This is a genomic window from Paraferrimonas sp. SM1919 (assembly GCF_010993985.1).
GTDB lineage: Bacteria > Pseudomonadota > Gammaproteobacteria > Enterobacterales > Shewanellaceae > SM1919.
Map to the genome: position 1 here is coordinate 120,290 of NZ_WINH01000003.1, position 26,830 is coordinate 147,119.

The 26,830-nt window shown below is 43.5% G+C and carries 19 protein-coding genes; 9 read left to right on the plus strand and 10 right to left on the minus strand.

The window, feature by feature from the left end; genetic code table 11:
- Positions 1 to 143 precede the first annotated feature (143 nt).
- The 5 genes from GFB48_RS02780 to GFB48_RS02800 all read left to right on the plus strand — a co-directional run bounded on the left by GFB48_RS02780 (position 144) and on the right by GFB48_RS02800 (position 7,670).
- Positions 144 to 1,991 carry a PQQ-binding-like beta-propeller repeat protein gene (locus GFB48_RS02780; protein ID WP_163930899.1) on the plus strand — a complete coding sequence of 616 codons (1,848 nt, stop codon included), beginning with the start codon at positions 144 to 146 and terminating at the stop codon, positions 1,989 to 1,991.
- An 18-nt stretch (positions 1,992 to 2,009) separates the two neighbouring features.
- Complete coding sequence (locus GFB48_RS02785; protein ID WP_163930901.1) at positions 2,010 to 2,900, plus strand: LysR family transcriptional regulator; 891 nt, start codon at positions 2,010 to 2,012, stop codon at positions 2,898 to 2,900.
- 208 nt (positions 2,901 to 3,108) lie between these two features.
- Positions 3,109 to 5,784: a TonB-dependent receptor gene (locus tag GFB48_RS02790; protein WP_163930903.1), complete on the plus strand. Its 2,676-nt coding sequence runs from the start codon at positions 3,109 to 3,111 to the stop codon at positions 5,782 to 5,784.
- Between the two features lie 106 nt (positions 5,785 to 5,890).
- Positions 5,891 to 6,496 carry a TetR/AcrR family transcriptional regulator gene (locus GFB48_RS02795; RefSeq protein WP_163930905.1) on the plus strand — a complete coding sequence of 202 codons (606 nt, stop codon included), beginning with the start codon at positions 5,891 to 5,893 and terminating at the stop codon, positions 6,494 to 6,496.
- A gap of 64 nt (positions 6,497 to 6,560) precedes the next feature.
- A complete protein-coding gene (locus GFB48_RS02800) occupies positions 6,561 to 7,670 on the plus strand; it encodes a glutathione S-transferase family protein (protein ID WP_163930907.1) in 1,110 nt (369 codons plus the stop codon).
- Positions 7,671 to 7,913: 243 nt separating this feature from the next.
- Here the strand turns inward: GFB48_RS02800 and GFB48_RS02805 are convergent, their stop codons facing one another.
- The 8 genes from GFB48_RS02805 to GFB48_RS02840 form a co-directional block, all read right to left on the minus strand.
- A complete protein-coding gene (locus tag GFB48_RS02805) occupies positions 7,914 to 8,246 on the minus strand; it encodes a zinc ribbon domain-containing protein YjdM (protein WP_163930909.1) in 333 nt (110 codons plus the stop codon).
- Between the two features lie 192 nt (positions 8,247 to 8,438).
- Positions 8,439 to 9,851, minus strand: coding sequence for an FAD-dependent oxidoreductase (locus GFB48_RS02810; RefSeq protein WP_163930911.1), 1,413 nt, complete (start codon positions 9,849 to 9,851; stop codon positions 8,439 to 8,441).
- 13 nt (positions 9,852 to 9,864) lie between these two features.
- Positions 9,865 to 10,803 (minus strand): lauroyl-Kdo(2)-lipid IV(A) myristoyltransferase, encoded by a 939-nt coding sequence (lpxM, locus tag GFB48_RS02815; RefSeq protein WP_163930913.1) that lies wholly within the window; start codon positions 10,801 to 10,803, stop codon positions 9,865 to 9,867.
- A 123-nt stretch (positions 10,804 to 10,926) separates the two neighbouring features.
- A complete protein-coding gene (locus tag GFB48_RS02820; RefSeq protein ID WP_163930915.1) occupies positions 10,927 to 11,223 on the minus strand; it encodes an integration host factor subunit alpha in 297 nt (98 codons plus the stop codon).
- A 3-nt stretch (positions 11,224 to 11,226) separates the two neighbouring features.
- Positions 11,227 to 13,614: a phenylalanine--tRNA ligase subunit beta gene (gene pheT / locus GFB48_RS02825; RefSeq protein WP_163930917.1), complete on the minus strand. Its 2,388-nt coding sequence runs from the start codon at positions 13,612 to 13,614 to the stop codon at positions 11,227 to 11,229.
- A 15-nt stretch (positions 13,615 to 13,629) separates the two neighbouring features.
- Positions 13,630 to 14,613, minus strand: a complete 984-nt coding sequence (pheS, locus tag GFB48_RS02830; protein ID WP_163930919.1) for a phenylalanine--tRNA ligase subunit alpha — start codon at positions 14,611 to 14,613, stop codon at positions 13,630 to 13,632.
- A 185-nt stretch (positions 14,614 to 14,798) separates the two neighbouring features.
- Positions 14,799 to 15,752 carry an NAD(P)H-quinone oxidoreductase gene (locus tag GFB48_RS02835; protein WP_163930921.1) on the minus strand — a complete coding sequence of 318 codons (954 nt, stop codon included), beginning with the start codon at positions 15,750 to 15,752 and terminating at the stop codon, positions 14,799 to 14,801.
- Positions 15,753 to 15,855: 103 nt separating this feature from the next.
- Positions 15,856 to 17,037 (minus strand): MFS transporter, encoded by a 1,182-nt coding sequence (locus GFB48_RS02840; protein WP_163930924.1) that lies wholly within the window; start codon positions 17,035 to 17,037, stop codon positions 15,856 to 15,858.
- Between the two features lie 210 nt (positions 17,038 to 17,247).
- Here GFB48_RS02840 and GFB48_RS02845 point away from each other — a divergent pair, with 210 nt between their 5' ends.
- The 4 genes from GFB48_RS02845 to GFB48_RS02860 all read left to right on the plus strand — a co-directional run bounded on the left by GFB48_RS02845 (position 17,248) and on the right by GFB48_RS02860 (position 24,575).
- Entirely contained in the window at positions 17,248 to 17,628 is a 381-nt protein-coding gene (locus GFB48_RS02845; RefSeq protein WP_163930925.1) for a hypothetical protein, read from the plus strand.
- 476 nt (positions 17,629 to 18,104) lie between these two features.
- Entirely contained in the window at positions 18,105 to 20,624 is a 2,520-nt protein-coding gene (locus GFB48_RS02850) for a BNR-4 repeat-containing protein (protein ID WP_163930927.1), read from the plus strand.
- Between the two features lie 257 nt (positions 20,625 to 20,881).
- Positions 20,882 to 22,162, plus strand: a complete 1,281-nt coding sequence (locus tag GFB48_RS02855; protein WP_163930929.1) for a S8 family serine peptidase — start codon at positions 20,882 to 20,884, stop codon at positions 22,160 to 22,162.
- A gap of 583 nt (positions 22,163 to 22,745) precedes the next feature.
- Positions 22,746 to 24,575: a BNR-4 repeat-containing protein gene (locus tag GFB48_RS02860; RefSeq protein ID WP_163930930.1), complete on the plus strand. Its 1,830-nt coding sequence runs from the start codon at positions 22,746 to 22,748 to the stop codon at positions 24,573 to 24,575.
- Positions 24,576 to 24,719: 144 nt separating this feature from the next.
- Here the strand turns inward: GFB48_RS02860 and GFB48_RS02865 are convergent, their stop codons facing one another.
- Positions 24,720 to 25,694 carry an NADPH:quinone oxidoreductase family protein gene (locus GFB48_RS02865; protein ID WP_163930932.1) on the minus strand — a complete coding sequence of 325 codons (975 nt, stop codon included), beginning with the start codon at positions 25,692 to 25,694 and terminating at the stop codon, positions 24,720 to 24,722.
- Between the two features lie 25 nt (positions 25,695 to 25,719).
- Positions 25,720 to 26,826 (minus strand): glutathione S-transferase family protein, encoded by a 1,107-nt coding sequence (locus GFB48_RS02870; protein WP_163930934.1) that lies wholly within the window; start codon positions 26,824 to 26,826, stop codon positions 25,720 to 25,722.
- Between the last annotated feature and the right edge of the window lie 4 nt (positions 26,827 to 26,830).

Below are 26,830 nucleotides of genomic sequence, written 5' to 3' on the forward strand. Positions count from 1 at the left end.
GTTAACTTTTTTAACTATAAAACCATCATGGCGCTTAGTTTCGCATTAATCCAATTAATTATCTTTATGACCCAGTATTCATCTTACGAATAATCATTAACCCTTTATGCTTGACGAAAGAATAATTTATAGGCAGTTTAATTATGAAAAACATTACGTTAGGGATAACCATGGGCAAGTTTATTAAGTTTTTATTATTCATACTGATCGTCAGTGGTATCAGTGCCTATGTGTTTTTAAAAGACCCAGTGCTTAGGAATATACCAACGGATAAAGGCAGTCACTGGCAGCCTAATGGTATCCCCAATGTCCCTAATTCAACTGCCCAAAACTTAAATAAAGTTGCCTTTAGAACCATGCATGGGGATCTCAATAATAGTGACCAACTGTGGATCGCTACCGCCCCCGAACAAGAACTAGCTTGGACGGCTGAGGCGCATTTATATGTCCCTGAAGGGCCAACCATGGATGACAATGGCAATATCTACTTTAGCCCGCTGTTTCCCAGTGAAGATGTCAGTCTAATCGCCCTAGATGGTGATACCGGCAAGCGCATATGGAGCTTACCAACTAAAGGCGATATTCGCGGTGCCGGTGCACCATTAGTACTCAACACGCCTGAATATCCCCATAAGCAAACCATTTACCATGCGACGTTTCATTGGGCATGGGCGGTTGCGCCAGACGGTACAATACTGTGGCATAAGCCCACTGGCTTTAACACTGACCGAGATATCGCCCCGCATCATTGGGGCGTCAATTATGTGGCTCAATTTGATGCATTAACTCTGGTAACTGGTGATGGCCAAATCACCTTACTAAACCGAGCCAATGGTGAACCCTTACTAGATTCACCAATTAGCCTACCTGGTACCCAAGGCCCCAAAAGCGCCAAAGGTTTACCAAAGCCTTTTATTATTGATAGGGGCAACCAGGCAGCGGCAAAGGTATTTGGCAAGCCCCCCGAAGGCGATGGCTTTTTTACGTTCTTACTCAATGTTATTTTTGGTGCCGGCTCTGAAGTCGCTAACTTTTATGCGGTTGATAGCAATACCGGCCGTATGTTTGTCGCGGCTACCGCCCCCGATGAAACTGACGGTAAGCTTGATGGCATCTCCAGTAATGGTGCCGTGTATGCCTTAGATATTATTAACAATGACAAACTTGAGCTTGTGATCAGTGCTCGCTATGACTTTTCCGGTGGCACTGGTTCTACTCCAACCGTGTCTAATGATGGCCAGCGTTTATACCTCTCAGATGATAATGGCCATGTGATTGTGCTAGACCGTGATTTAAATGAATTGTGGCGTAAAAATGTTGGTGAGCAAATTGCCGCCTCCATTGCTGTTTCAGCCGATAATAACGAGCTATACGCCGTCACCAAGCATAATATTTTCAAGCTATTTGATAAGGGGGACAAAGGCGAAATGGCATGGACTGCCACCTTAGATGCTTACAGCAGTCACGATAACATTAACTCCCTTACCCCAACCATTACGGCTAATGGTATTGCCGTTGGCATTGGTGCCAAACGCAGTATTGGTAACAGCGATCTTATGATTGCCAATGGGTTTGGCTTATTAGACAAGGATACTGGAAAGTTACGGGGTTACAGTCGAAGTGTGGAAGAGTCGATATCGGTCACCTCGGTCGCCCCTGATGGTGGCTATGTGATTGCCCATTCGCCTGTACGACGCTTAGCTAGTGCCGGATTGTTCCCTAGTTTTATCTCACCGATTATGGGTGGCATTGCCCGATTTAAGCCCAGTAACTATGGCTTACTCGCGCGAGAAGCGGCTTGCTCTGCTAGCAAAATACAACTGCGCATGGAACAAAACCAAGCCAACCCAAACTACCAGCAACAACACAGGCAATGGGATCAACAACAACTGCAGGCATTAATCACACAAACAGAAATGGCAATGGCTAAAGCTCAGTTATCCTTCGATACCGATGATCTAACCGGTCTTTGTAGTAATTTAACTGATTAGGTAATAAGAGCAGTAACCATGGCTAAAGTTGATTTAAATTTATTTATTATTTTTAGAAGTATTTATCAGCATGGCAGTGTATCTAAAGCGGCCAAGGCGCTTTACTTATCGCAACCTGCCATTAGCCATGGTTTGGCTAAACTTAGGCAGCACTTTGACGATCCGCTGTTCCATAGACAGGGAAATCAAATGCTACCAAGCCCATTGGCACGCAATATTTACCAAGACATCGAACAAGCAACTCGTACTCTAGAATTGACGCTAACCAAAACAAAACTGTTTTCCCCGATTGACTCAGATAAAAATATCAATATCGCCATGCACAGTTCGGTGGAACCGTTTTTGCTACCCAAACTGGTAAAAAGACTCAGGCACAGTGCCCCCAAAATGACCATAACCAGCTCTCGACTAGAACGCACTAAACTGTCAGAACAACTGGGTAATGGTGAGATCGATATTGCCATTGATCCGCTCTTCTCGTTACCCAGTAGTATTAGCCATAGCAAAATTCAACCGCAAAAAATGACTGTCGCCGTGGCCGAAAAGTTTGCCCCAAGCAAAGATCTGACATTGGAATATTACTTACAGAAGGAACATATTCTGGTCTCCTCAAGACGTACCGGCATCGGCTATGAAGACTTTGAACTTTCTAAACTGGGGTTTAGCAGACACATCGCGATGCGCTGTCAACACCACTTTGCCGCTTGTTGTGTGTTGCAGGATTCCGATTTATTACTCACCTTACCAGAAGATATTGCCCTCACCCTGCAAAACAGTTTTGATTTAAAATTGTTGTCGCTGCCGTTCGAGCTTACCTCAGCCGATATCCATATGTACTGGGACAGTAAATTAGATAAAGATCCCGCTAACAAGTGGCTAAGAAACCAAATTCTGCAAAGTACCTTCTAGCACATCAACTGGTCATACCAGACCGGTTATTAACCCATAACGCCCAACGGTACGGAATTTAGTCGATATAAAGTCAATTTATCAATGTAATGGTTTAATTTTGTTCAATTATTTTATTGACACTATAAGTGCCATTAGTTACTACTAGATAGAAATAACTATAAAGAAATCCTAAGCAGTACCAAATAATTGAACAACGAGGCCAATCATGAGCACAGTCAATTCAGGGAAGAAGTTTAGTAAAAAACAGTTAGCAGTCGTCATTCCTTTACTTATCTCCAGCGCCACTTTCGCCGATGAACAAGCCGATTTAAAAGATATCGAACTTGAAGTTATTACCGTCACATCACAAAAGCGTGCGCAAAACCTGCAGGAGGTCCCCGTTGCTGTTACGGCAGTTTCTGGAGATGCCCTAGCCGAGCAAGCCATTAAAGATATCATTGATTTGAAGGCTTATGTCCCTGCATTAAATGTTCAACAATCGCAAACAGCAGCCCATTCAAATTTTTCCCTTCGTGGGGTAGGGACATCTTCCCAAAACTGGGGCACTGAATCCTCGGTAGGGTTATATATTGATGGTGTCTATAGACCTAGGCAATCCGCATTAATCAATAATTTTGTGGATGTCGAGGCGGTAGAGGTTCTGCGTGGTCCTCAAGGTACCCTATTTGGTAAAAACACCCCTTCAGGTGCAATCAGTATCCGTTCTGTGGCACCCGATCATCAAGCCAATGGTTTTATAGAGGTTGGCCTAGGTAACTTTAATCTGAAGAATTTTTCGGGTGCAACCAACCTATCGATCGTTGAAGATGTACTGGCATTTAGAGTTACAGGTTTCAAAAGTAACCGAGATGGCACCGTATCCGATGTGAACTTTGGTGAGAATATCTATAACGATCGCAATCGCTATGGTTTGAAAGCACAAATGCTGTATACCCCGACCGATACTCTTTCATTGCGGGTAATTGCCGATTACGGCGAAATAGATGAAGTCTGTTGTGCCGCAGGTCCTATGGTCAGTAACTTTTATAAAGAAGGCTCACCAACTGAAGCCGGCACTGATACCATATTTGCCATGCCACCATTTAACGCCACCATTATCCCAGATAGCCAGTACGACCAGCGTGTCGTTGCTCTGGCACTTGCTCCTATTGCTAAAATGACAGACAAAGGCATATCCGCCGAGCTGCAATGGGACATAAACTCAAGTTGGAAGATGACTTCGATTACTGCCGGTCGTCAATATGAATCCTTTGACTACTCGAATAGTTCTTATATCGACCTTGATATATCAAACCGAGATAATCACGCCCTACAGAAGTCTTTCTCCCAAGAGTTAAGATTTGATTACACCTCAGAAAAATTTAATGCCATCACCGGTCTTTATTACTTCCAGAATGATCAAACGGTAGATTCTGCCACCATTATTGGGGAAGACTTTAACCCGTTCTTTATGAACTTTATTCTGCCAAATGCTGTTAATCAGTTAGACCCTGTATTAATGCAGATGAACCCACAAGCTACCCCTGAATGGATTGCCGCGCAAAAGCAACAGCTGTTAGGTGTGTTTGATGGTATTGATATGCTAAGCATGATTTCAGGCGGCACTATTGCTCCCGCCGGGATCGCCGGGTTATCTGAAACCAGCTATAACGCCAATTCAGCACAGGAGCAAAAAAGTTTTGCTATTTTTGGCCAATTCGATGTTGCCCTAAGTGATACCACAACACTAACTGCTGGTTTACGTTGGACCAAAGAAACCAAAGACATGGTCAACGTGTTTACGGAAGATTTACCAACGGGCGCAGCACACCCTGATGATATGCGTACCGCACAGGAGTTAATTCCTAACATGCTGGCTGCCGCGGGTAGCTTAGGGGCAATTTTAGCGGATCCATCACTGTTAGGTTCACCAGCATTACCACAAATAACTGCGGCTTTAGCGCCATTCCAACAAGATAACTGGGGTGCGCAAATCACCAGTCCAGTGACCCGACTGCGCTCGGACTTAGCGGATAAAATCGATGATAACCAGCTAACGGGTACCATAAAATTAAGTTATCAACCTAATAGAACCACCTTAGTGTATGGTTCTTTTGGCACCGGTTATAAATCTGGTGGTATGAATACCGACCGCTTGGCAGAAGGCTTAGATCCTAAGTTCAAAGCTGAGAAATCCCAAGCATGGGAAATTGGCTTGAAAAAAGACTTCCCAGAGCAAAATATTCGTACCAATATCGCCGCCCACATCACCAAGGTTAAGGACTTCCAAGCCAATGCCTTTATTGGTGACAGTTTTAACCTAATGAATGCAGGTGATTACGATACATCTGGATTTGAGTTTGAAGGCACCTGGTTAGCTACAGAACTAACCAACTTCAATGTGATGTACGCCCACACCAAAGCCACCTATGCCAGCTTTGAAAAAGGCCCTTGTTGGAATGCCACACCATGGCACTTCGGCATACAAGATCCCGGTCAAGAAAGTGAAATCCCATGGATGCCCAACAGCTATTGTAATCGCAAGGATGGCCGCCCAATAGGCCAACCGGAAGATCAACTATTGGTTGCTGCCAAACAAATCTTGCCCATTTCTGACAGTATTTACAGCTATGCGGTATTAGAATATAGCCTCCAAGGTGATCTCTATACCGATGGTAGTAATGATCCACTGAGTTACCGTGGCTCTGTCGGTCTTTGGAATGCACGCTTGAATTTCAACATAGAATCCGTTGATCTTGATGTTAATTTTTGGGCTAAAAACATCGGCAATAAAAAGTATTTCAGCCAAGCCAGTTTCCCTGGACCACTGCAACCAGGTAAGTTGTATAACTTTTACGCAGAACCTGCCACTTATGGCGTTACTATTAAGAAGCGTTTTTAATCAAAATATTAAAATCGAACCACAATGGCGCGCACTGCGCGCCTTTGTCATTAACGGTTTTCATTTGTAGTCATCTTTTCAATTTGGCAAAATAGCGACTCAATTTATGGATAGAACAACAGGTAAGCCCGTGGCCCCAGCTGTAACCGATGGTCGTAAACAACGCTCTAATGCCTCACGCCAAAAAATTGTTCAAGCTTTCTTTGAGCTGATTGGTGCTGGTAATATCAACCCAAGTGCTGAACAAATTGCCACCCATTCTGGTGTCGCTTTACGTACCGTATTTAGACGTTTCAATGAAATAGAATTACTCTATCGAGAGCTGAATACTAAAATTGAAGAAATCTTTGCTGATGAAGTGTTTGAGCCCTTGCCTCAATTGCCTTGGCAACAATCTCTCGATAGTGTGCTTGAGCGCAAGATGTCTATTTTTGAAAAAACCATCCCTTATCGCTTAGCCATGCGTAACTACAAACATAATTCCGAATTTCTGCAACAACGGTTACAACATTGGTTTAATGTTGAAGAAAAGGTATACAGTACTCACCTGCCTTTCGATCTTGAAAAAAACAAAGCCGCCTTTGAGGGCTTAATGCAGGCGACCTCGATAGATACCTATATGAGCTTAAGATACGACCGTAAGCTAAGCCAACAGCAGGCATATGAATGTATGCAAACCATGAGTAAAGGCATTTTAAGTCAGTTTAAATAATCTATTGACACAAAACGTGCCACAAACTAAGCTAGTTTTATACACTCCAGGTTATGGACAACATGTGGCATATACCCTCTTTAAATCAGACATTTCTTATTTTTCCGGCAAAGTAGAGGCTTACCTTAATTACAAAGGCATTAACCATACTAAAGTAGACTGCAATGCCCTTACCCTAAGAACACTCGCCAAGCATACTGGCTTTGCCAAAATGCCTGCGATAGATTGCGGTAATGGGCAGTGGTTAACTGATTCTAGCTTGATCATTGAATACCTTGAGCAACAACATCCTAGCCTAAGTATTATTCCAAGTTCAGCAGCGTTAGCATTTTTAGCCAAACTGATTGAAGACTACGCCGATGAATGGTTATGGCGCCCAGCCATGTGGTGGCGCTGGCAACCTAAAGCCAGTCGTGTTTGCTTAGGCCGCCGAATATTCTCGCAAATGTTTCATCCGAGTTTAGCAGTGCTAGGTGGCTGGTATTTTGGCCACCGCCAGCGCTACCACTGGTTATGGGGTGATGGCATGGACAAGCATAACGAAACTGCCATTAAGCACATGCTATACCTTGAGTTAGAAACCCTAGAAAGCCTCTTAACAAACAATCATTATCTGTTTGGCGATAAACCTTGTTTGGCAGATTTTGGTTATTTTGCTTCGATGTTTCGTCACTTTGCTAATGATCCCATCTCTGGCGAAGTAGTGCGACGCCAAGCACCTAATACCCACCTTTGGTTGGCCAGAATGTGGTCACAGCCGGGGCATGACCAGGCGGATAACCAATACCAATGGCCTGCTAAAGAACAGATGGGACCACTACTCGGGCGAATATTTAATGACTACCTGCCCTATTTACATCAAAACGCTGATGCCTTTGCCAACAAGCACAAGCGTTTTAATTATCAGGGCCATAGCTTTAATCTTAAGGGCACGGTAACCGATACCTATAGAGTGTGGGCACTGCAGCAATTACAGTTGGCTTATCAGGCGCTTAACGTCGTTGAGCAGCAACAATTACAACAGTATTTACACCCCTTTGATTTAGCACCATTGGCCAAACCTGTAACCATCGCTACGGGCTTAGAGCAAAGCTTTCAATTGCCAATTAGCAAGGATACCCCTAAACCCAAATATCCTTGGTATCAAGCCATTTTCGGACAAGCTCGAAACTAACGATGACACTAGCGGTAAAGTAATTAAACCCCTTGCTGCATTCATGATTAAGGCCACTAGCAACAAAGCCCAATATCGATTTAAAAATCGATTACTTGGGCAGTTGTATTGATGATGGCTTAACCTATTCCCATCAAAACTATACCGAAAGCCCACATTGTTATGTAGGCCATTGAACAGGACTATTCAATGGCTAAATCGAGCATATAGGCGGGACTAAATTAACTTTAGTAATTTGATTATTCATTGCTTTTTAACATACTTAGCGGTCACCATCATTTCCCCACCACCATCGAGTTTGCAGTCGAGTTGATGGTCTTTGCCATCATTGATGCTGCGGATCGTCGCCTTGGCACCAATCTTTAATACCTTTGAACTGCCCTTTACTTTCAGATCTTTAATAAAGGTCACCTTATCACCTTGACTGAGAATATGACCGTTAACATCTTTAACAAATAAACGATCATCGCTGGTATCATTTGGGTTCCATTCATTGCCACATTCTGGACAAACTAGGTTGGCTTGATCTTGATAAACGTATTCTGAATGGCATTCAGGACATGGGGGTAAGGACATAGTTTTATTCCAATTTATATGTAAGTTTTACTTAAGGCTAGGGTGATCCGAACACGGGCTTAAAAGTTTGAAACCTAAAAAGCCGAGCCTGATTTAACATAGGACAGGCAAATGGACTCGTCATTAGCCTGCCAATTGCCTGCAAATTTACCGCCCTAAACCTCAAAACTAACCGTTCTAAAACAATTTTAATTACTTCGCTAAGGCTTCAGGATAACCGCGCTGAATGGCGATTTCCGCTGCTCTTTGAATAATTTGTTCAGTACTAAAAGCTTTATTAGATTTTAGTACTGATGCAACATTAGCGTTTTTAACTAAGCCTTTATCAAATAAATCCTGATAAATAGCTTTTGCAGCGGGTAATGCCGAGGACAGCTTAACGATTTCTGAGCGTGCATAATTATGCTCCGTAAACGATGCTAATGAAGAACGCAAACTAGGATCATTGCCAGGGATCTGCTGGGCGCCAAATAATGGTTTCCCCCCCTTTTGTGCATGATGAAATGCCGGCACATAACGACTCATATGCGCAATTGCCTGTTGGGTACGCTCAACTACCACCTGCTCCGGCCAACCTTGCTTAATTTTATCAATATAGCGTTGTGCTAATTGGGGTTGCGCCGTGCTGCTGCCACTATTAACTAGGCCATCATCAAATAAAGTGACTTGTGCAGTCATACCATGCAGTTGAAAATAACCATCCGCGTATGGAGTAAGCTGAGCCATACCATTAATAGTGCCACGCTCACCGTGAAATACCACTTCTGGCCAATGCTCATTGTTTTGCCATTTAGTAATATAAGCCGCTTTAAATTCAACAAAACGTTGCCTTTGGATCCCTAACTTATCGTCGATCTCACCAGATCTAAAACCACAAGCATTCACAACATAATCAAAATAAAGGTTATCGCTGCGGCTATTGGTTAGCTGTAAATGCCAACCTTGATTACTTTGGCTAATTTCTGTCACCCTAGTATTGAGTCGCACCTGCAAATTAGGTAACTGAGCCGCTGCCATTTCACAACTGGCGGCAACCCTAAAAACACTGACGCCATATTCTTGTACCAATACCACAGGGTACTTGATCGATTCCAAATCAACATTATTTGCAAAGGCCACCAACCAATCATTATTCGATTGCGGTACTGAGTTTAACTGCGTACCTTTTAGGCTTAACAAATCTTCTTTGCTAAAGAGTTGACAATAATCTTCTACCTTGCCTAATAATTCAAGTTCAGGTTGTTTGGCAACCAGCTGGCGGTAATGTTCAGTTAACAGTGCTAATCGAGGTAATAACTCCTCTGGTTCACCAGGGTCGGTATTGGGTACAGTGATCACGGTAGGTCTGATCTTTACCGCTTGGGGAAAGCTAGCAAAAGTGTATAGCGATTGCTCAAGTAAACTTAAACATTGCTCATCAGAAATTTCACGGTAAAGACTACCACCGGCGTGCAAATGACATACCGGAGGTCCGTTTACCAATGCGTTTCCCTGCTCGATTAAGGTGACATTAAGTCCTTGCTCAGCAAGGTATAAAGCGGCACTGCTTCCTGCAACACCTGCACCAATCACTGCAATTTTAACAGTGCTGTTTGATTGCGACATAATACAGCTTTGGTTATTGATAAACGCTAGGTTTACCTTCCTTTTGGGAACGGAAAATCTTTAAAAACCACATATATTGCTCGGGATGAGCCAAAATGACATTTTCAACCATTTTATTAAGGGTTAAAGCTTCCTCGTACTTACTAATATCTGCCGCCATTTGCACGGGCTGTTGGACTTCGATAACGTGTCTACATCGAGTACGGTCATAACCAACATGGATCGGGATAATTGCAGCATTGCCCATCTTAGCCAGGCGTGATACCACTGGTAAGGTTGCTTTTTCAGTAGCAAAGAATGGGGTGAATTCTGAATTCTCTGGGCCTAAATCTTCATCTGGTAAATAAAAGAAACTATTATCTTGTTTTAATTCCGATAACAGCGCTCGAATACCCGCCTCACGCATATAGATGCGGCCCCCCAATCGTGAGCGCATCCGGTTATTAAACCAATTAAATAGTTCATTCTTATGCGCTTTAGCCATGCTCACCATAGGTAAATCACTGTTAAGTCTCAAGCCAACATATTCTAACGCCCAAACATGAGGCATAATAAAAATGATGGGCTTGCCCGCGGCCCTAACCTTATCAATATGCCCTTGACCTAAAACGATATTTCTCTTTTTTAAGCGTTTTTTGCTTCGAAATAACAATTCTCCAAGACCAAAAACAGAAATGAGGAACATAGTGATATTTTGGTTGAGTAAATCATCGATTTCAGCGGTTGATTTATCAGGAAAACATAAACTGAGATTGGTTTTAGCCACCTTCAATGGTCTTTGGGCAATCTTAACCACCAGTGGAGTTAATGCACTAGCCAAGCCATCTCTGAACCTAACCGGTACATAGGCCAAAATTGCGATTAATCCAATAACAAGCCAAGTTCCCCAATTTTTGGGGTGCAATAGATGAATGTTAAAACTTGTATCAAACCATTTAGGGGCTCTAGCCACAACAACTCCAGAGAATAATTTTGTAGGTCGCTAATGTACTGTAATCAATAATATTTGTCATTAAATGAAAGTTTAAATACACAAAAAGCCACCAGAAGGTGGCTTTTATTTAATAATTTTCACTTACTTTTTGAGGTTGGTTTTTTCTACACGAACTTTGAGCTTTTGTCCGGGCCTGAAAGTCACCACACGTCTGGCTGAAATTGGAATATCTTGACCAGTTTTAGGGTTTCGACCTGGACGTTCTGACTTATCACGCAGATCAAAATTACCAAAACCAGAAAGTTTTACTTGTTCACCGTTTGCTAGTGCGGCTCTTACTTCTTCAAAAAAGCTTTCCACTATCTCTTTTGCGTCACGCTTGTTAATGCCATACTCTTCAACTAGGTGTTCAGCCATTTCAGCCTTGGTAAGTGCCATATATTAATCCCTCAAGGATGCGTTAAACTCTTGTTCAAGTTGAGAAACTACTGCATCAACAGTTTGTGCAATTTCTTTCTCTTCTAATGTGTGGGTGGTTTCTTGCAGCGTTAATGCAATCGCCAGACTCTTATAGCCCTCGTCCACACCTTTACCACGATATACATCGAACAAGTTTAATCCAACTAACTGATTTCCGCCAACTTTTCTAATAGTTTTTAGCACATTTTGTGCATTTACGCTATCTTCCACTACAATTGCTATGTCACGGCGGTTTGCCGGGAACTTAGAAATCGCTTTCGCTGCTGGTAGTTTAGCCTGAAGTAAAGCTTCTTGCTTGATTTCAAACAAAATTGTTCGGCCATTAACACCAAAAGTTTTTTCAAGTGTTGGATGCAGTGTACCAATCACCCCGATTTTTTCGCCATTTCGCAAAATATTTGCCGTTTGACCTGGGTGCAGACCATCAACGGTCGCTTTTTCAAGTTCAAACGATAAGCTATCTGCGGTTAATTCAAACAGTGCTTCAAGGTCACCTTTTAAGTCGAAGAAATCAACGCTGCGAACTGACTCGTCCCAATGTTCTTCGTTTTGGTTACCGGCAATCACTGCCGCAATCATTGGCTCTTGGTTAACACCCTGAGGAGCCTCTGCATCTGGTACAAAGCGTAAGCCGGTTTCAAATAAACGAACACGACCTTGCTGACGGCTTTGGTTGTGGCTAACGGCATTAAGCAGCCCCGTCCACAGTGATAAGCGCATCGCTGACATATCCGCTGAAATTGGATGTGGCAGGATCATTGGCTCAACGCCTGGGTGCAGGTTTGATTGCAGCTTAGGCTCAACAAAGCTGTAAGTGATGGCTTCTTGGAAACCTCGCGCGACTAATGTGCGTCGTACTTTGGTTAAAGATAAAGTAGCCTCATCATGCACAGGCATATTCAGAGATGCCTTAGGTGCGGTGTTCGGAATGTTGTTGTAACCGAAAATGCGAGCCACTTCTTCGATTAGGTCTTCTTCAATAGCCATATCGAAGCGGTAGCTTGGGGCAACCGCAGTCCACACATCATTAGCCAACGATACTTCAAAGCCTAAACGCTCAAGGATCTCAGTTACGTCGGCATCCTCAATGTGGTAGCCGATGATTTTATCTAGTTTGCTACGACGCAGCTCAATGGTGTTAGCTACTGGAAGCTCGCTTGACTCTTCAGCTTTAACTACTGGACCTACTTCACCGCCACAAATTTCAACAATCAGTTTTGTTGCACGCTCAATGGCACGCTCTTGTAGCTTAGGATCCACACCACGCTCGTAGCGGTGTGATGAATCAGTGTGTAAACCGTAGCTACGGGCTTTACCCATAATGGCTAAACGATTAAAGAACGCACACTCAAGGATAATGTCAGTGGTATCAGTGGTAACACCTGATTGTTCGCCACCGAAAATACCTGCCATTGCCAATGCTTTGTTGTCATCGGCGATAACCAGGGTATCTTCACTTAGCTCAACTTCGTTACCATCTAATAACGTTAGTTTTTCGCCTTTAGTAGCGAAACGGGCATGAATGGCGCCGTCTACTTTATCGGCGTTGAATGCGTGCATAGGCTGACCTTGCTCCAGTAGAACAAAGTTAGTCACATCAACAATAGGATCGATGGAGCGAATGCCGCTACGACGCAGTTTTTCTTGCATCCATAGTGGTGTTTCAGCTTTAACATTAACGTTTTTAATGATACGCCCTAGGTACTTAGGACAAGCCTTTGGCGCGTCAAGTACGATAGTAGGTGCATCAGTAATGGTTGCTGCAACAGCTTCAATCACTGGTGCTGTCACGTCCATACGGTTAAGTACGCCCACTTCACGAGCCATACCCACCATACCTAAACAGTCTGCACGGTTGGCGGTTAGATCAACGTCAATACTTACGTCATTTAGGTCTAAATATTCACGTACATCGGTACCAACAGGGGCATCAAGTGGTAGCTCGATAATACCGTCAGACTCAACATCAATACCTAACTCAGAGAAAGAACACAACATACCGTGGCTTGGTTGACCACGCAGTTTGGCTTTCTTAATTTTAAAATCACCAGGTAATACCGCACCCACAGTCGCAACCGCTACCTTTAGGCCTTGGCGACAGTTTGACGCGCCACATACGATATCAACTAATTCACCTGTACCTAGGTCAATTTTCGTGACACGCAGTTTGTCAGCGTCAGGGTGCTGACCACACTCCACCACTTCACCTACCATTACGCCGGTAAAATCGGCAGCCACTGGTGCTAGCTCGTCTACTTCTAGACCCGCCATTGTAATTTGTTCAGACAACTCATCGCGGCTGATCTCAGGGTTAACCCATTCGCGTAACCAAGATTCAGAAAATTTCATTTAATACTACTCCGCTTAGTTGAATTGCTTAAGGAAACGTAAATCGTTTTCGAAGAAGGCACGTAAGTCATTTACGCCGTAACGCAGCATAGTTAAACGCTCTACGCCCATACCAAAGGCAAAGCCTGAATACACTTCTGGATCGATACCCACTGAACGCAATACATTTGGATGCACCATGCCACAGCCTAGTACTTCTAACCAACCGTTCTTACCCTTCACGTCTACTTCTGCTGAAGGCTCAGTGAATGGGAAGTATGATGGACGGAAACGGACTTCTAAATCTTCTTCAAAGAAGTTACGTAGGAAGTCGTGTAACACACCTTTAAGCTCAGTAAAGTTAACGTTTTTATCAACCATTAGGCCTTCCACTTGGTGGAACATTGGCGTGTGAGTTTGGTCGTAATCGTTACGGTATACACGGCCCGGAGAGATAATGCGCAGTGGTGGCTGCTCTACTTCCATGGTACGAATTTGTACACCAGAAGTTTGGGTACGCAGCATAACCTTAGGGTTAAAGTAGAAGGTATCGTGATCAGCACGCGCTGGGTGGTGCTCAGGAATGTTAAGGGCGTCAAAGTTATGGAAATCGTCTTCAACTTCTGGACCTTGTTTGGTCACGAAACCTAACTCACCGAAAAACTCTTCAATACGCTCAATGGTTCGGGTTACTGGGTGGACACCGCCCATCGGCAGCTTGCGCCCCGGTAGCGTCACATCAATTTGCTCTGCAGCAAGTTGCGCATTTAAAGCTTCCGATTTTAATGATTCAATACGAGCGTTAAGAGATTTTTGCACCTCTTGCTTGGCTGCGTTCACCATCTGGCCAAAGGCAGGGCGCTCTTCAGCGCTGAGCTTGCCCATTTGCTTCATCATGTCAGTTAATTTACCTTTTTTACCCAGGTAATTAACACGGATTTCGTCTAATTGTTTTAGATCTGCAGCGTTGTCGATGGCACTAACGCCCTCGCGAACGATTTCATTTAACTGCTCTTGCATCTTTAATTCCAGTGCATGGGCTGCAAAATCACAGCCAACGGTTAATCTAGTTATAAGGCGCAAATTCTACTCAAGCTGACACACTTTTTCTAGTGACTAAGGTATTTTTTTAATCATTAATAAGTAAATAAACATTGGTTTATCAGTATCTTTGTTTAAATTTGCAACACGCAGTTAAATTTTGATTACTCAACTACAGCTATAAGCTTACCCAGATTCTGATTATTTGCCATTATAGAATGCAGTTTTTCTAGCTGTTGCCATGATTCGCTTTGGTATACCGGCACAATAATTTGCTTACTCGCAATTCGCTCACCAAAACCTTGCCACAGGCCGCTAAGTAACTGCTGCTTATACTCTATGCTTCTATCCCTTAGGGTGCTGGCTTGCCAGGTAATGCGTTTACCTAATAGCTTGGCCTGATCGATAGTGGCCATGCGTCCCCCCATCATAGCTAATTGAATAATGACGCCACCTTTAGCCATAACCGATAGGTTTTTATCTATATACTCACCACCGATAGGATCCACCACCACATCAATAGCCACTCCTTTTAGCTCGGTTTTATAGTCTTGTTCTTTATAGTTAATGCACTTATCTGCCGCTAACTTTTGGCAGTATGCAGCCTTATCTTCACTACCCACAGTGGTAAATACTTCACAGCCAGAGTGCTTGGCTAATTGAATGGCGGCACTGCCGACACCACTGGCTCCAGCATGGATAAGCACTTTCATGCCCGCAGTTAACTTGCCAATTTCAAATAGGGCTTGGTAAGCAGTGGTAAACACTTCACAAAAGCCTGCGGCCTCGATATTTGATAGAGATTCAGGGACTTTCAATGCCAAACGATGATCGCAAATAATCTCTGATGAATAACCATCACTGGCCAGTAACACCATTACCCTATCACCCACTTTTAGAGCAGCAGCATTATTCACTTCAATCACTTCCCCCATGGCCTCTAATCCAGGAACATGGCTGGCGCCAGCCGGCGGCGGGTAATGGCCCTTTCGCTGTAGTAAGTCGGCGCGGTTAATGCCAAAGGCACCCACCTTAACTCTAATTTGTCCCACTTCCAGTGGTTGTGATGATGCTTGCTTAAATACTATCTCACCCTCAATAAATTCAATGTATTGCATGGTTTTACCTATGTCATTGCGTTACTCTTGATGATTGTAAGGGGCTTTAGGCAAAAAAAAAGGGCGAATATCAATCCGCCCTAATTATCAAAATAATGAACCGTTACTTTTTCAATCTTAGCAAGGTAATGATAGCTAGGATTAGCGCCGCACCACTGGTGAGGCCGACATAGGCAAACATGCTGCTCAGTGATACAAACTCACCCACTAGGCCACCACTGAAGGTACCAAAGGCATACCCCCCGGCAATGGCGAATAATAAGAAGCCCTGAGTGGTCGCAGGGTTCATTGAGGTTGCTTTAACCACAATGGCTGGTTTAACCATATCCACCATAGACAAGCATTGCATAAATAAAAGATGCAGCACTAATGGAATAAACACGGCAACGCCATCAAGTTGAGCAAGAGTAAATAGAATAAAGCCTACTAAGGTATAACCCGCTAAACCGAATAACCAAACGCTGCCCTCACCCGCTTTTTGTAACCATTTACCCGCTACATTTAGAGTCACTAGCGATACAAAAGAAGTAATGGTCAGTACCCAAGTAGTCATGGATTTATCAATGCCAAATACTGACTCAAACAACGCAGGGCCTTGAGCCACCTGGTTAGCGCTGCCCACCATAGCTAAAAACACGGCAGCTAAAAAGCAGACAAAAGTGAGGCTAAATTTAGCTGGGGTTTGGCTTTGTTCATCAGACTCTGCTGTTGGTGCTTCTACTTGAATGCTTTTCGCCGTTTTAAAGTTATCCAGTAAAATAATGGCTAGGGCCACTAAGGCCATTATTGCCATCGCATAAAACGAGCTTTGGTAATCCATTTTGATGGTTTGCGCCAAAATTAAGGAAGTAACAATGGCACCAACGAAGATAGATTGATTCATGCGGGTCAAGCGTAAGCCCTGCTGCTGTTGATCAAGCCCTGTCGCCACAATAAACGTTGGATTAACGGTAAGCAGCATAATAGAGGCACTGCCTAATAATGCCGTTGCCAAAAATATAAGGGGTAATGAGCTGGTATTAGCCAAAATCAACATGGAAGCTGCATAAGCCAGCATCGCAAACACCTGGGCATGGGCGTGCAGACGAAACTTATCAATCACACTGCCAAACAAAGGTGCGGCTAATCCTGTGATCCCTACCATGGCTAAGGCTGCACCACTTTCACTGATTGAGCCTGTCACTTCGGTAATGTAACCTGGGATTAATAGCGGTAACGCAATCATTTGCATACCGCCAAACGTAAACGCCGAAAAATACCAAAAACTTAAGCCTTGTTTATTCATGGATCCTCACCGATAAATTTCAAACATCTTTAAAGCGTTGTTGCTAATAACAATAGTACAAAAACATTCTCAAATGTAACTGACAATGGTTAATGTTGTATAAAAATGAGACACTTGACACGTTTATGTATTTTTATAATTGATTTGTTGTCCACCTCAAGCTATATGTAAGTGAGAATTATTATTAATTAGATTTGAGTGAACATATACATGCGATTTTGTAAATTAAGCCGTCAACAAATCGCTGCCAACATGGATGAGTTAACGCAGCTAGTTGCCCAACCCGAGTTTATTTGCCAAACCTGCGCAAGGGTAGCCAATACCAAATCAAACCTTTGCAAAGGCAAAGCATTTGTCAGTCAGATCATTCAAGAAAATTCGATTGTTGCTGTTGAGGGTTCCGCTAAAACTGATAACGTAGAGACAAACGGCGTCTCTAAAAAATCCAAAAAACTTGCTAAAAAAGAAAGTAAGTTATTAAAAAAGCAGCTTAAATTACAAAAAAAGCTGAACAAAATAACGATGGAAAAAGACATGTTAGGCAGCCGCTTTGAACAACTAAAATCCATTGACGTACAAGCACTGCATTAAAAATCACCTGAATATCAAAGCGGCAAAATAAGTTGCCGCTGGCTATTTCTATTTATCAGATATCGAACTAAATAGTTCCCGGTGTTGATGTACTGACCTGCAACATTAAGCCCACAGCCATTACTCTCCCCTTCGAATTAAGTGCTCACCAATCAAAATCTCACAGCATTCGTTTTTTTGGCTAAGGCATAATTACAAGCATTCGCCCCCTTAAGCCAACTGAAACGCAACCCAGCCTTAACAAGAGCTGTATAACCAACTGATAAACTTGATAAACCTCGAGTGTCCCCTTTACCTCTGGTGTTAATTTATTATTAAATAAGATGTTCTTTTATCTGTGTAAGCAGGATTTTTAGAAGATAATAGGGTCGTTTTTAGGTCACTCCTTGTAAGCCGCCTAATTGGCGTATTCAGAATACTAACTGCTGCTAACTCTTCTTGAAAAAATTACACAATTAAGCCACCTAAGGAAAAACGTGAAAAAAGTATTTTTAAGCATTGTCTGTTGGCTCACTTTGATGACTCACACATACGCCCAGACCCCCAGCCATTTATTTCAATACACCAGTTCCACAGCAGGTCAACCTTCATTTGATGTAGTTGGTGACGATATCTATATTCTTTATACCGATGGCGACAGTCTTAAAGCTAGGATCTGCCACTACCATATGCAGACAGCGATAGGTCAATGTTCGAATGACCTTTTTGATACTCTTGCTCCAGATGACAACAGTCATAATCAATCTGCAATTGCAGTAGATGGTAATGGTTATATCCATGCTTGGGTCGGAATGCACAATCACAAAATGAAGTATTATCGTTCCAACTCACCTCACTCTTATACCAGTTTTACAGAAAGAAGCTCTAGCATGCCTTGGTATGACCATACTGGCGTAGATGAGAAACGCTACACCTACCCCCATGCTGTGCATGCCTCAAACGGAGATGTATTCTTTATTGCTCGTCGAACTGCGTTGTTTTTAGATGGCAGTAATGTCCGAGAAAGCCAACGTAATGAAAAGCAAGATCTCTATCATTGGAATAATGAGACACAAACTTGGACAGCGGTTTACCTTAAAGGAAGTCTTGATAAAAATGCCTACATGAGCACCCTGCATGCAGATAAACAAGGAAACCTTCATATCGCAACGGCTTGGTCACAAAGACACAGTGGCGATAACACTTTCCAACGAGGCACCTATGTTCGCTATAACATCAGTACGGACAAGTACTATAAAGCAGATGGTACCCAAGTGTCTCTACCTATTGATGTGGAAACCTCAAATGCGGATCATTTCTATCCATGGGAACAACCTTGGGGAGATGACATCAATGAAATTCAAACTCCCCTGCTAACCACCAATATCCAAGGTCAGCCAATCGTGGCTTACCCTAAAAACAACAATAATTACAGTAAAGACAACCCTCAATATGGGCTTAATATCGCTAGCTGGGATGGAAATGCTTGGCAAACGGTTAGTAATATTACTGAAGTACGTAACCACGAGCGCCCCCCCATTTCTCGAGTAGGTAATTGGGTCAATACCTATTCAAGAGACTTTAATGATGCTTACGTTCTTTCCTCATCTGATCATGGATTCAGCTGGGGCAATCCCCAAGTACTAAGCTCAAGTTCTGAACCCTATGCCGCTTTACCCCATGATAGTGATACTGACTTATTTATCAGTACCCGTCACTTATTCAAAGTTGATTATCAGGTAGACAGCAATCAAGCCCCCACAGTCATGATTGCCGAGCCGGCTAGCGCCATGAGCTACCCTTTCAATGTAGAAATTTCATTAATGGCTGAGGCTAATGATGAAGATGGCTACATTACTCAAGTGCAATTCTTTGCTAATGACACCTTGATTGGTACCGACTTAACCGCTCCTTATGAAACGAGTTGGAACAATGCCCCACTTGGCAATCACCTCATCACTGCGGTAGCGACAGATAACCAAGGACTCACCACACGTTCTACAACCGTTAATATCAGTGTTGTCGATGATAACCCGCCGCCTACATCCGATTGGATAATATTGGCACGGGAAGACTTTGAATCTGGGCTGGGATTATACACTGACGGAGGTAGTGATGTTAGCCTTTATAAAGGTGGGAACTTTGCCTACAGCGGCAACAATGCAGTCAATATTCAGGATAACTCTGGCGCAAACTCTACGGTAACCCTGACCAACAGTATCGATGTAAGCAGTTATAGCGAAGTTAAAATTGACTTTGCTTACTATGCAAAGAGCATGGATAACTCTAATGAAGACTTTTTCTTAGAGTTTTATGATGGTTCTAGTTGGCAGCGTATTGGGACTTGGGCTTATAGTATCGACTTTGACAATGATCAGTTCTTTAGCGAATCAGTCACCATTTCTGGTGCTGATTACCATTTACCCAACAACCTTCGCATCCGCTTTATTTGTGATGCCAGTGGTAATAGTGATGATGTTTTTATCGATGACATCATCATTTCAGCAAACAACGCTGGCACTGACAATGTTTCCTCTAACAATGTATCGATTAGTGCAATTGAAGATGCCTTTGTCCGCGATGGCATCTATGCCGACAATAACTACAACACATCAGCGTTAGTCATCAAAGGCGATCCTGATTTGGATTGGACAAGGCAAGCGTTTTTAAAGTTCGATATTGCTAGCCTACCTGCAAACATTACCCAAGCGACGTTAATATTAAATGTTGAATCTACAACTGCAATTAACCCAATAGCTGTGGCTATCCTAAATTCCCATTCATGGGATGAAAGCGACTTAACTTGGAATAATGCCCCTAATGCCGCTAGCCCAATCACCAACTACAGCATCAGCGAAATCGGCGTAATCAATATTGATATCACCTCTGCTGTACAAGCTGAACTGGGAAGCACTTATATTGGTATTAAGCTTTATAATGACCAAAATACCGGTACGCTAACCAATATCAGCAGTGCTGAATCGGCTAACCCTCCAAGCTTGGTCGTGAGTTGGTAGTTTACCAGCCGACAAATTTAGTTTAATGAAACTTTGCAAAGCCTGTATTTACAGGCTTTTTTTATATAAAACCACGATAAAAATTACTTTGATAATATTTAAACTCAAAAAATCTGGCAAAATATTACCCTATAACTACATTTAATCTATCAAGTTTATTTCAACTTGAGCAATGAGCGACTCGGAAGTCTGTTGTCAACTGCAATAATATCGTGGAAGTAGAGTCCTTAACTATAATTACAACATAAGGATTTGAAATGAAATTCAATCTAATACACATTGCAGCTAGTTCAATTTTAGCAGCTGCAATCTCCTCACCAACGCTGGCCGCCAATGGCTCTGTTGATGTCATCATTAAACTCAATACAGAACATGCTTCACAAAGCCATGCTGCGAATAAAAGCCAAGCCGCACAACTGGCTCGTAGTCTAGGTATTGAACCAACTCATACCTATGGCAGTGCTTTATTTGGTTTTTCTGCCACTATCCCTCAGGCCCGTATGCAATCTTTACAAAACCACCCTTTAGTGGATCATGTTGCTATTGATGTGGTTTATCAGCTGCCCAAAACCCAAGCTAGACCGGGTGGCGGTTCCCCTCAACCACAATCCATTCCTTGGGGCATTGCCCGTGTTGGTGCCGATGTCACCAGCAATGAAGGCGCCGGCATGCATGTCTATGTATTAGATACTGGTGTGGATATCGACCATCCAGATATTGCCGCTAACCTAGGCAACGGTTTTGCGCCACAAACCTGTAAAGGTGGCAGCTGCCTAGAAGCTTGGGATGATGATCACGGCCATGGTACCCATGTGGCAGGCACCATTGCCGCGCTGGATAACGACATTGATGTTGTCGGGGTGGCGTCACAGGTAACCATACACCCAATTAAGATTTGTACTAAGGCGGGTTCTTGTGCGTCTTCTGGCACCATCGCCGGGCTAGATTGGATGGTTAACGAAGTGCAAACCCGTGGCGAACCAGCAGTTGCCAATTTAAGTATTGGCGGCTCAGGCTCGGTAACCGGTACTTGTACCGATTCAGGGTTTAGTGGTACCGATTCTTACCATGAAGCTTACTGCAACGCTAAAAATGCAGGAGTAGTAATTGTAGTGGCTGCAGGTAACAGCAGTGCCGACGCGCAAAACTACACCCCTGCTGGGTTTGAAGATTCAGTGATCAGTGTCAGCTCCGCCCGCGAAGGTGACGACTGGAATGGCTTTTCTAACTGGGGCAATAATAGCGCCAGCTGGACCAGCAACAACTCAGCCCCTGTTGCCATTGCAGCGCCTGGTGGTAGCGTATTGTCGTTAAATTACGGTGGCGGGACTAGCACTAAAAGCGGTACTTCTATGGCATCTCCCCACGGTGCAGGTGCAGCGGCCCTTTATATGGCCACAAATCCACAAGCGCTAGATGCCAGTGCTTTTCATAATGTGCGTGCGGCATTGCTCAATGCCGCCGAAAGCACTGATAGCTGGAACAATACCAGTGGCTATCCCCACGATGAAGACTTCCTCGATGTGAGAGGCTTCTAAGTTAAAGGATAGCCAAGTTGGCACTTGGCTATCCTATTTCCACTGCCAGTATACTTTTTCAGGAGATAAATTCGTCTTCAATACGCTTAAGCTTTCAAACAATAACTTACCCCAGTAAATGTCATCGGCATTAGTTAACATTGCACCACCGTCATATGCATTAATAATCTTGCTCGTTACCCTTACAAAATATTCTGTTCAAGCGCTGGTCCAACCGCCCTAATGTCCCCTACATGTCTCCATGTTTATAATAGCTGTAGATTTAGCAATAGCGTATTAGTGGAAGGTAGTGTTAGGGAACATTTAAACGTTATCCATCGCTAAAAAATAGACACCGAAATTCCAACACCTTTAATGCTGTTCTGTTAAATATTAAACATTAAATTTCCTTGGCCATATGCTTTGGGCAATCTTTTGTAACGGTTAAATTCTAAATACCTGATGATCCAACCAAGTTCACATCAGAAACAAAATAACCATTATTGGTGATTTTGATGGATTATATTGCATACTAGTTCTGTTCGCTATGGATAGGAACAAAGACATACCAGGACGGTAATTCATATACTAGGAATTGACAACCATGAAAAAAACAACAATAGGCATGGTTTGTTTCTTGAGTTTAGTCGTACAAGCACAAACCCCAACAGAACTTTTTACTTATACTGCATCTTATGCGGGACAACCATCCTTTGACGTTGTCGGCGATGACGTTTATGTATTATTTACCGATGGAGATACATATAAGGCTCGCATTTGTCATTACCATATGGCTTCGAGCAGTTCGAATTGCTCTGGTGATCTCTTTGACACCATAGCCCCAGATGATAGCAGTCATAACCAATCCGCTATTGCCGTAGATGGCGATGGTTACATCCATGCTTGGGTGGGCATGCATAACCACAAGATGAAGTACTACCGCTCTGATACGCCGGGGGATTTTACCAGCTTTACCGATCAAAGCAGTACTGTGCCTTGGTATAACGATGCGGGTATTAACGAGAAACGCTACACCTACCCTGCTGCGGTAAGCACTTCTGAAGGTGATGTGGTATTTGTGGCCCGGAGAACTGCACTATTTCTTGATGGCGAATTAGTTCGTGAAAGCCAACAAAATGAAAAGCAAGACATGTACGTATGGGATGATGCCAGCAATACATGGTCTGCCCAGCTGATCCAAGCTTCACTGGATAAAAATGCTTATATGAGCAACCTGTATGCTGATAACAACGGTAATGTTCATATTGCGACGGCTTGGTCACAGCTTCACTCAGGTGATAATACTTTCCAACGTGGTACTTATGTAAAATATGACGTATCAGCTAACCAGTTTTATAAAGCTGATGGCACTCAGGTAAGTTTGCCTATTGATGTAGAAACCGCTAGTGCTGATCACTTCTATCCGTGGGAGCAACCTTGGGGCGATACCACCAATGAATTACAAACCCCACAGGTTACCGTAAATTCATTAGGCAACCCAGTAGTTGCTTACCCTAAAAACACCAATTACAGCCAGAACTCACCTAATTACAGCATGAGCGTAGCAGTGTGGAACGGCACAAGTTGGGTCACTTCAACCGATATTACTGAAGTACGTAACCATGAGCGCCCACCAATCACCTCGGTAGGCAACTGGGTGAATATGTATTCCCGTGACAGTAAAGATCCATGGATCCACTCTTCTACTGACAACGGCTATAACTTTACCGATGTATTGATGCTTGCTGATGGAAATGAACCTTATGCCGCTAAGCGCTACGACGGTGATACTGACCTATTTATTAATACCCGCCGATTGTGGAAAGTGGATTATCAAGTAGAGACTGGCGCACCTTCGGTTGCAATGACCACCAATAGTCAAACTATTGAACCTTCACAGCAAATTGCTATTAGTGCTACTGCGTCAGACAATGATGGCAGCGTTACTATGGTAGAGTTCTTTGAAGGTAGCAATTTAATTGGCACCGATACTTCTGCGCCATACAGTGTTAACTGGAGCAGCTCGGTAGAAGGCAGTTATAGCTTTACAGCAGAGGCGACGGACAATGATGGTAACACCACTGTATCGAGTGCGGTTGTAATTACCGTGCAAGAGCCAGCTGTTGCCCCTGTCATATCGGTTGCTAGCATCGATATGAGTATCTCTGGAAAAAAACCTCGTGCAACGGCCGTGATCACCATTGTTGACCAAAGCAGCCAAGGGGTTGAAGGGGCTAATGTTGATATTACTTGGAGCGGTTCAGTTAGTGGCAGCGACACGGCAACCACTGATGCATCAGGTCAAGTAAGCTTTACCAGTGGTTCAATCAAAGGTTCTGGTACATTTACCATTACTGTTGATCATGTCAACCTAAATGGTGCTAACTACGATGCTGGAAGTAATGTTGAAACCGCTGACAGTATTGCTAATTAGTTAATCGATTTAACCATCCAAAGGAGTATTAATCCTCCTTTGGATGTAAAAGCGTCATGAGACTACACAATTTTGTTCAATCACTGCATTCTGGTGCAGCTTTAAACACAGCTACAGTAATCTTCGAAGGACAACAAACTCTTGTTACATTTTAAGGATCACCTTACCCTTAGCTTGACGCTTTGTTAAGCAATTAAAGGCTTGTTCATAATCCTTAAAATCAAACACTTGGTTCGTTAACGGCTTTAGCTTACCTTGTGCCACTAAAGCAAGTAACTCAATAAAGTTTTGATTGGAGCCTTTAGGGTCGCGCATGGCCCAACCGCCCCAATATACCCCTAAAATATCCCCAGCCTTTAATAACGGCAGGTTTAACGATAGTTTAGGAATATCACCGGCGGCAAAACCAATGACTAAATAACGGCCATACCAAGCGATAGCGCGGTACGCTTGCTCGCTATAGTCGCCACCAACGGGATCGTACACCACATCAACGCCTTTACCGCAGGTTAGTGCTTTAATGCGCTCTTTTAGATTCTCTGTCGAATAATTAATGCATTCATCCGCGCCCACCTCTTTAGCGAAGTTGAGCTTTTCATCGGTAGAAGCGGCAGCAATCACCTTAGCGCCCATTAACTTGGCAATTTGAATGGCCGTCACGCCAACGCCCCCTGCTGCGCCTAACACTAAAACCGTTTCACCCGCTTGCAGCTTTGCCCTTTGTTTGAGCGCATAATAGGAAGTGGCATAGGTAATGCAAAAGCCAGCAGCTTGTTCAAAACTCATGTTGTCGGCCATTGGCAGCAAGATATTGGCTTTACAAATGACCTGCTCGGCAAAGGCGCCGAGTTGAGTCACCGCAATTACCCTATCACCCACTTTTACATTGCTGACTCCCTCACCCACCTTGGCCACCACCCCAGCACATTCAATACCTGGGATAAATGGCAAGGGTGGCTTAACTTGATACAAACCAGCAATAGTTAGTGCATCGGGAAAGTTTAACCCCGCTGCTTTTATGTCTAAAAGTACTTCACCGGCCTGAAGTTCAGCCAGAGTTTGGCTTTGCAGCTTTAGAGTTTCAACGGTGCCATACTGTTCACAAACCAATGCTTTCATGATTATTCCTTTAACCTGTTAACTTTTAACCCGCTAACTTCACTGTCAGGCCATTGTGCGTTACGGCTGGGCCGCTGCTAATTTCTAATATTGGCGTTAGCTTATGGGCCATAAACCACTCATTAATGTGTTGCTGGGCTATTGCATCAAGTGTTCGAAACTGCTTTTGACTGCGCTGCAGCATCCAAAAGGTATAAGTAAATACCAAGCGCTTATAATGGCCATCTAACATTGGGAAGGTGATTTCTTCTAACAGGCGTGGAATAGTATCTCCAGCTTGCTTTCCTTCCTTAGCAATGTAGCCCTGCACCGATTGCTGCATGCTCTCTAACAGCGGTACAAATTCACTTTGAAACATGTTCAAAAGCGGCAGTAGAGTGTTAGGGATTTGCCCTTGGCTCAATGGCGGGTTCACTTGCTTTTGACCACTATGAACACGCTCAATATAAGCCTTAAGGTTTGGCCTTGGGTCAATCAGCTCACGCCTCGGCCACCTATCCAAATACAAGTGGGCATAACAAAGCCCAATTAACGAGTAATCAGCTACGCTAGGCTGGCCACCTAATAAATAATCATGCGCGCTAAAATGCGCCTCTAGCAAATCTAACAGTTGATTTATCCAACGCTCCAACAGCGGTATTTGTTCACCCACCGCCCCCATTCGTACCATGGCCGCCCTCATGCGCGCTGCAGCAACTTTGTCTACGACCAAATTTTTAATAAAGCGCGGGGCATAGGGTAATAGGCTGTCACCGCCTTCTTTACGGAAACTTGGGTAATTTTCCGGAAAGTTCCAGCGAGTGTGCAGCGCGATCACATGCCCAATCTCATCAAACCAAACCTCTAAAAGATTAGAAACCGTCTGTTGCAATGGGCAATCCAAACTCAATGAATGCTTGGGATGGCGGCGCTCTAACTCTTCAATAATTAAGCTGGTATCCGTCAGGGTTTGCCCTTGTTTTGTTTCGATAACCGGCATTGCAGCAAAATTATGTTTTTTTTCAAAGCGCTTGATATCAAACAGACTCATTGGCTTTTGTACATAGTTAAGCCCTTTGTAGTTTAAATAGGCTCTGACTTTGCCGGTAAACAAAGATATTTGCCAACCGTATAACTTGTAATCCGCGTCCATATTT

What these genes read in the sequence shown, in the direction of transcription:
- GFB48_RS02780 (WP_163930899.1), top strand. Translation starts at nt 144, where the DNA reads ATGAAAAACATTACGTTAGGGATAACCATGGGCAAGTTTATTAAGTTT.
- GFB48_RS02785 (WP_163930901.1), top strand. Translation starts at nt 2,010, where the DNA reads ATGGCTAAAGTTGATTTAAATTTATTTATTATTTTTAGAAGTATTTAT.
- GFB48_RS02790 (WP_163930903.1), top strand. Translation starts at nt 3,109, where the DNA reads ATGAGCACAGTCAATTCAGGGAAGAAGTTTAGTAAAAAACAGTTAGCA.
- GFB48_RS02795 (WP_163930905.1), top strand. Translation starts at nt 5,891, where the DNA reads ATGGATAGAACAACAGGTAAGCCCGTGGCCCCAGCTGTAACCGATGGT.
- GFB48_RS02805 (WP_163930909.1), bottom strand. Translation starts at nt 8,246, where the DNA reads ATGTCCTTACCCCCATGTCCTGAATGCCATTCAGAATACGTTTATCAA.
- GFB48_RS02810 (WP_163930911.1), bottom strand. Translation starts at nt 9,851, where the DNA reads ATGTCGCAATCAAACAGCACTGTTAAAATTGCAGTGATTGGTGCAGGT.
- GFB48_RS02820 (WP_163930915.1), bottom strand. Translation starts at nt 11,223, where the DNA reads ATGGCACTTACCAAGGCTGAAATGGCTGAACACCTAGTTGAAGAGTAT.
- pheT (WP_163930917.1), bottom strand. Translation starts at nt 13,614, where the DNA reads ATGAAATTTTCTGAATCTTGGTTACGCGAATGGGTTAACCCTGAGATC.
- pheS (WP_163930919.1), bottom strand. Translation starts at nt 14,613, where the DNA reads ATGCAAGAGCAGTTAAATGAAATCGTTCGCGAGGGCGTTAGTGCCATC.
- GFB48_RS02835 (WP_163930921.1), bottom strand. Translation starts at nt 15,752, where the DNA reads ATGCAATACATTGAATTTATTGAGGGTGAGATAGTATTTAAGCAAGCA.
- GFB48_RS02840 (WP_163930924.1), bottom strand. Translation starts at nt 17,037, where the DNA reads ATGAATAAACAAGGCTTAAGTTTTTGGTATTTTTCGGCGTTTACGTTT.
- GFB48_RS02845 (WP_163930925.1), top strand. Translation starts at nt 17,248, where the DNA reads ATGCGATTTTGTAAATTAAGCCGTCAACAAATCGCTGCCAACATGGAT.
- GFB48_RS02855 (WP_163930929.1), top strand. Translation starts at nt 20,882, where the DNA reads ATGAAATTCAATCTAATACACATTGCAGCTAGTTCAATTTTAGCAGCT.
- GFB48_RS02860 (WP_163930930.1), top strand. Translation starts at nt 22,746, where the DNA reads ATGAAAAAAACAACAATAGGCATGGTTTGTTTCTTGAGTTTAGTCGTA.
- GFB48_RS02865 (WP_163930932.1), bottom strand. Translation starts at nt 25,694, where the DNA reads ATGAAAGCATTGGTTTGTGAACAGTATGGCACCGTTGAAACTCTAAAG.
- GFB48_RS02870 (WP_163930934.1), bottom strand. Translation starts at nt 26,826, where the DNA reads ATGGACGCGGATTACAAGTTATACGGTTGGCAAATATCTTTGTTTACC.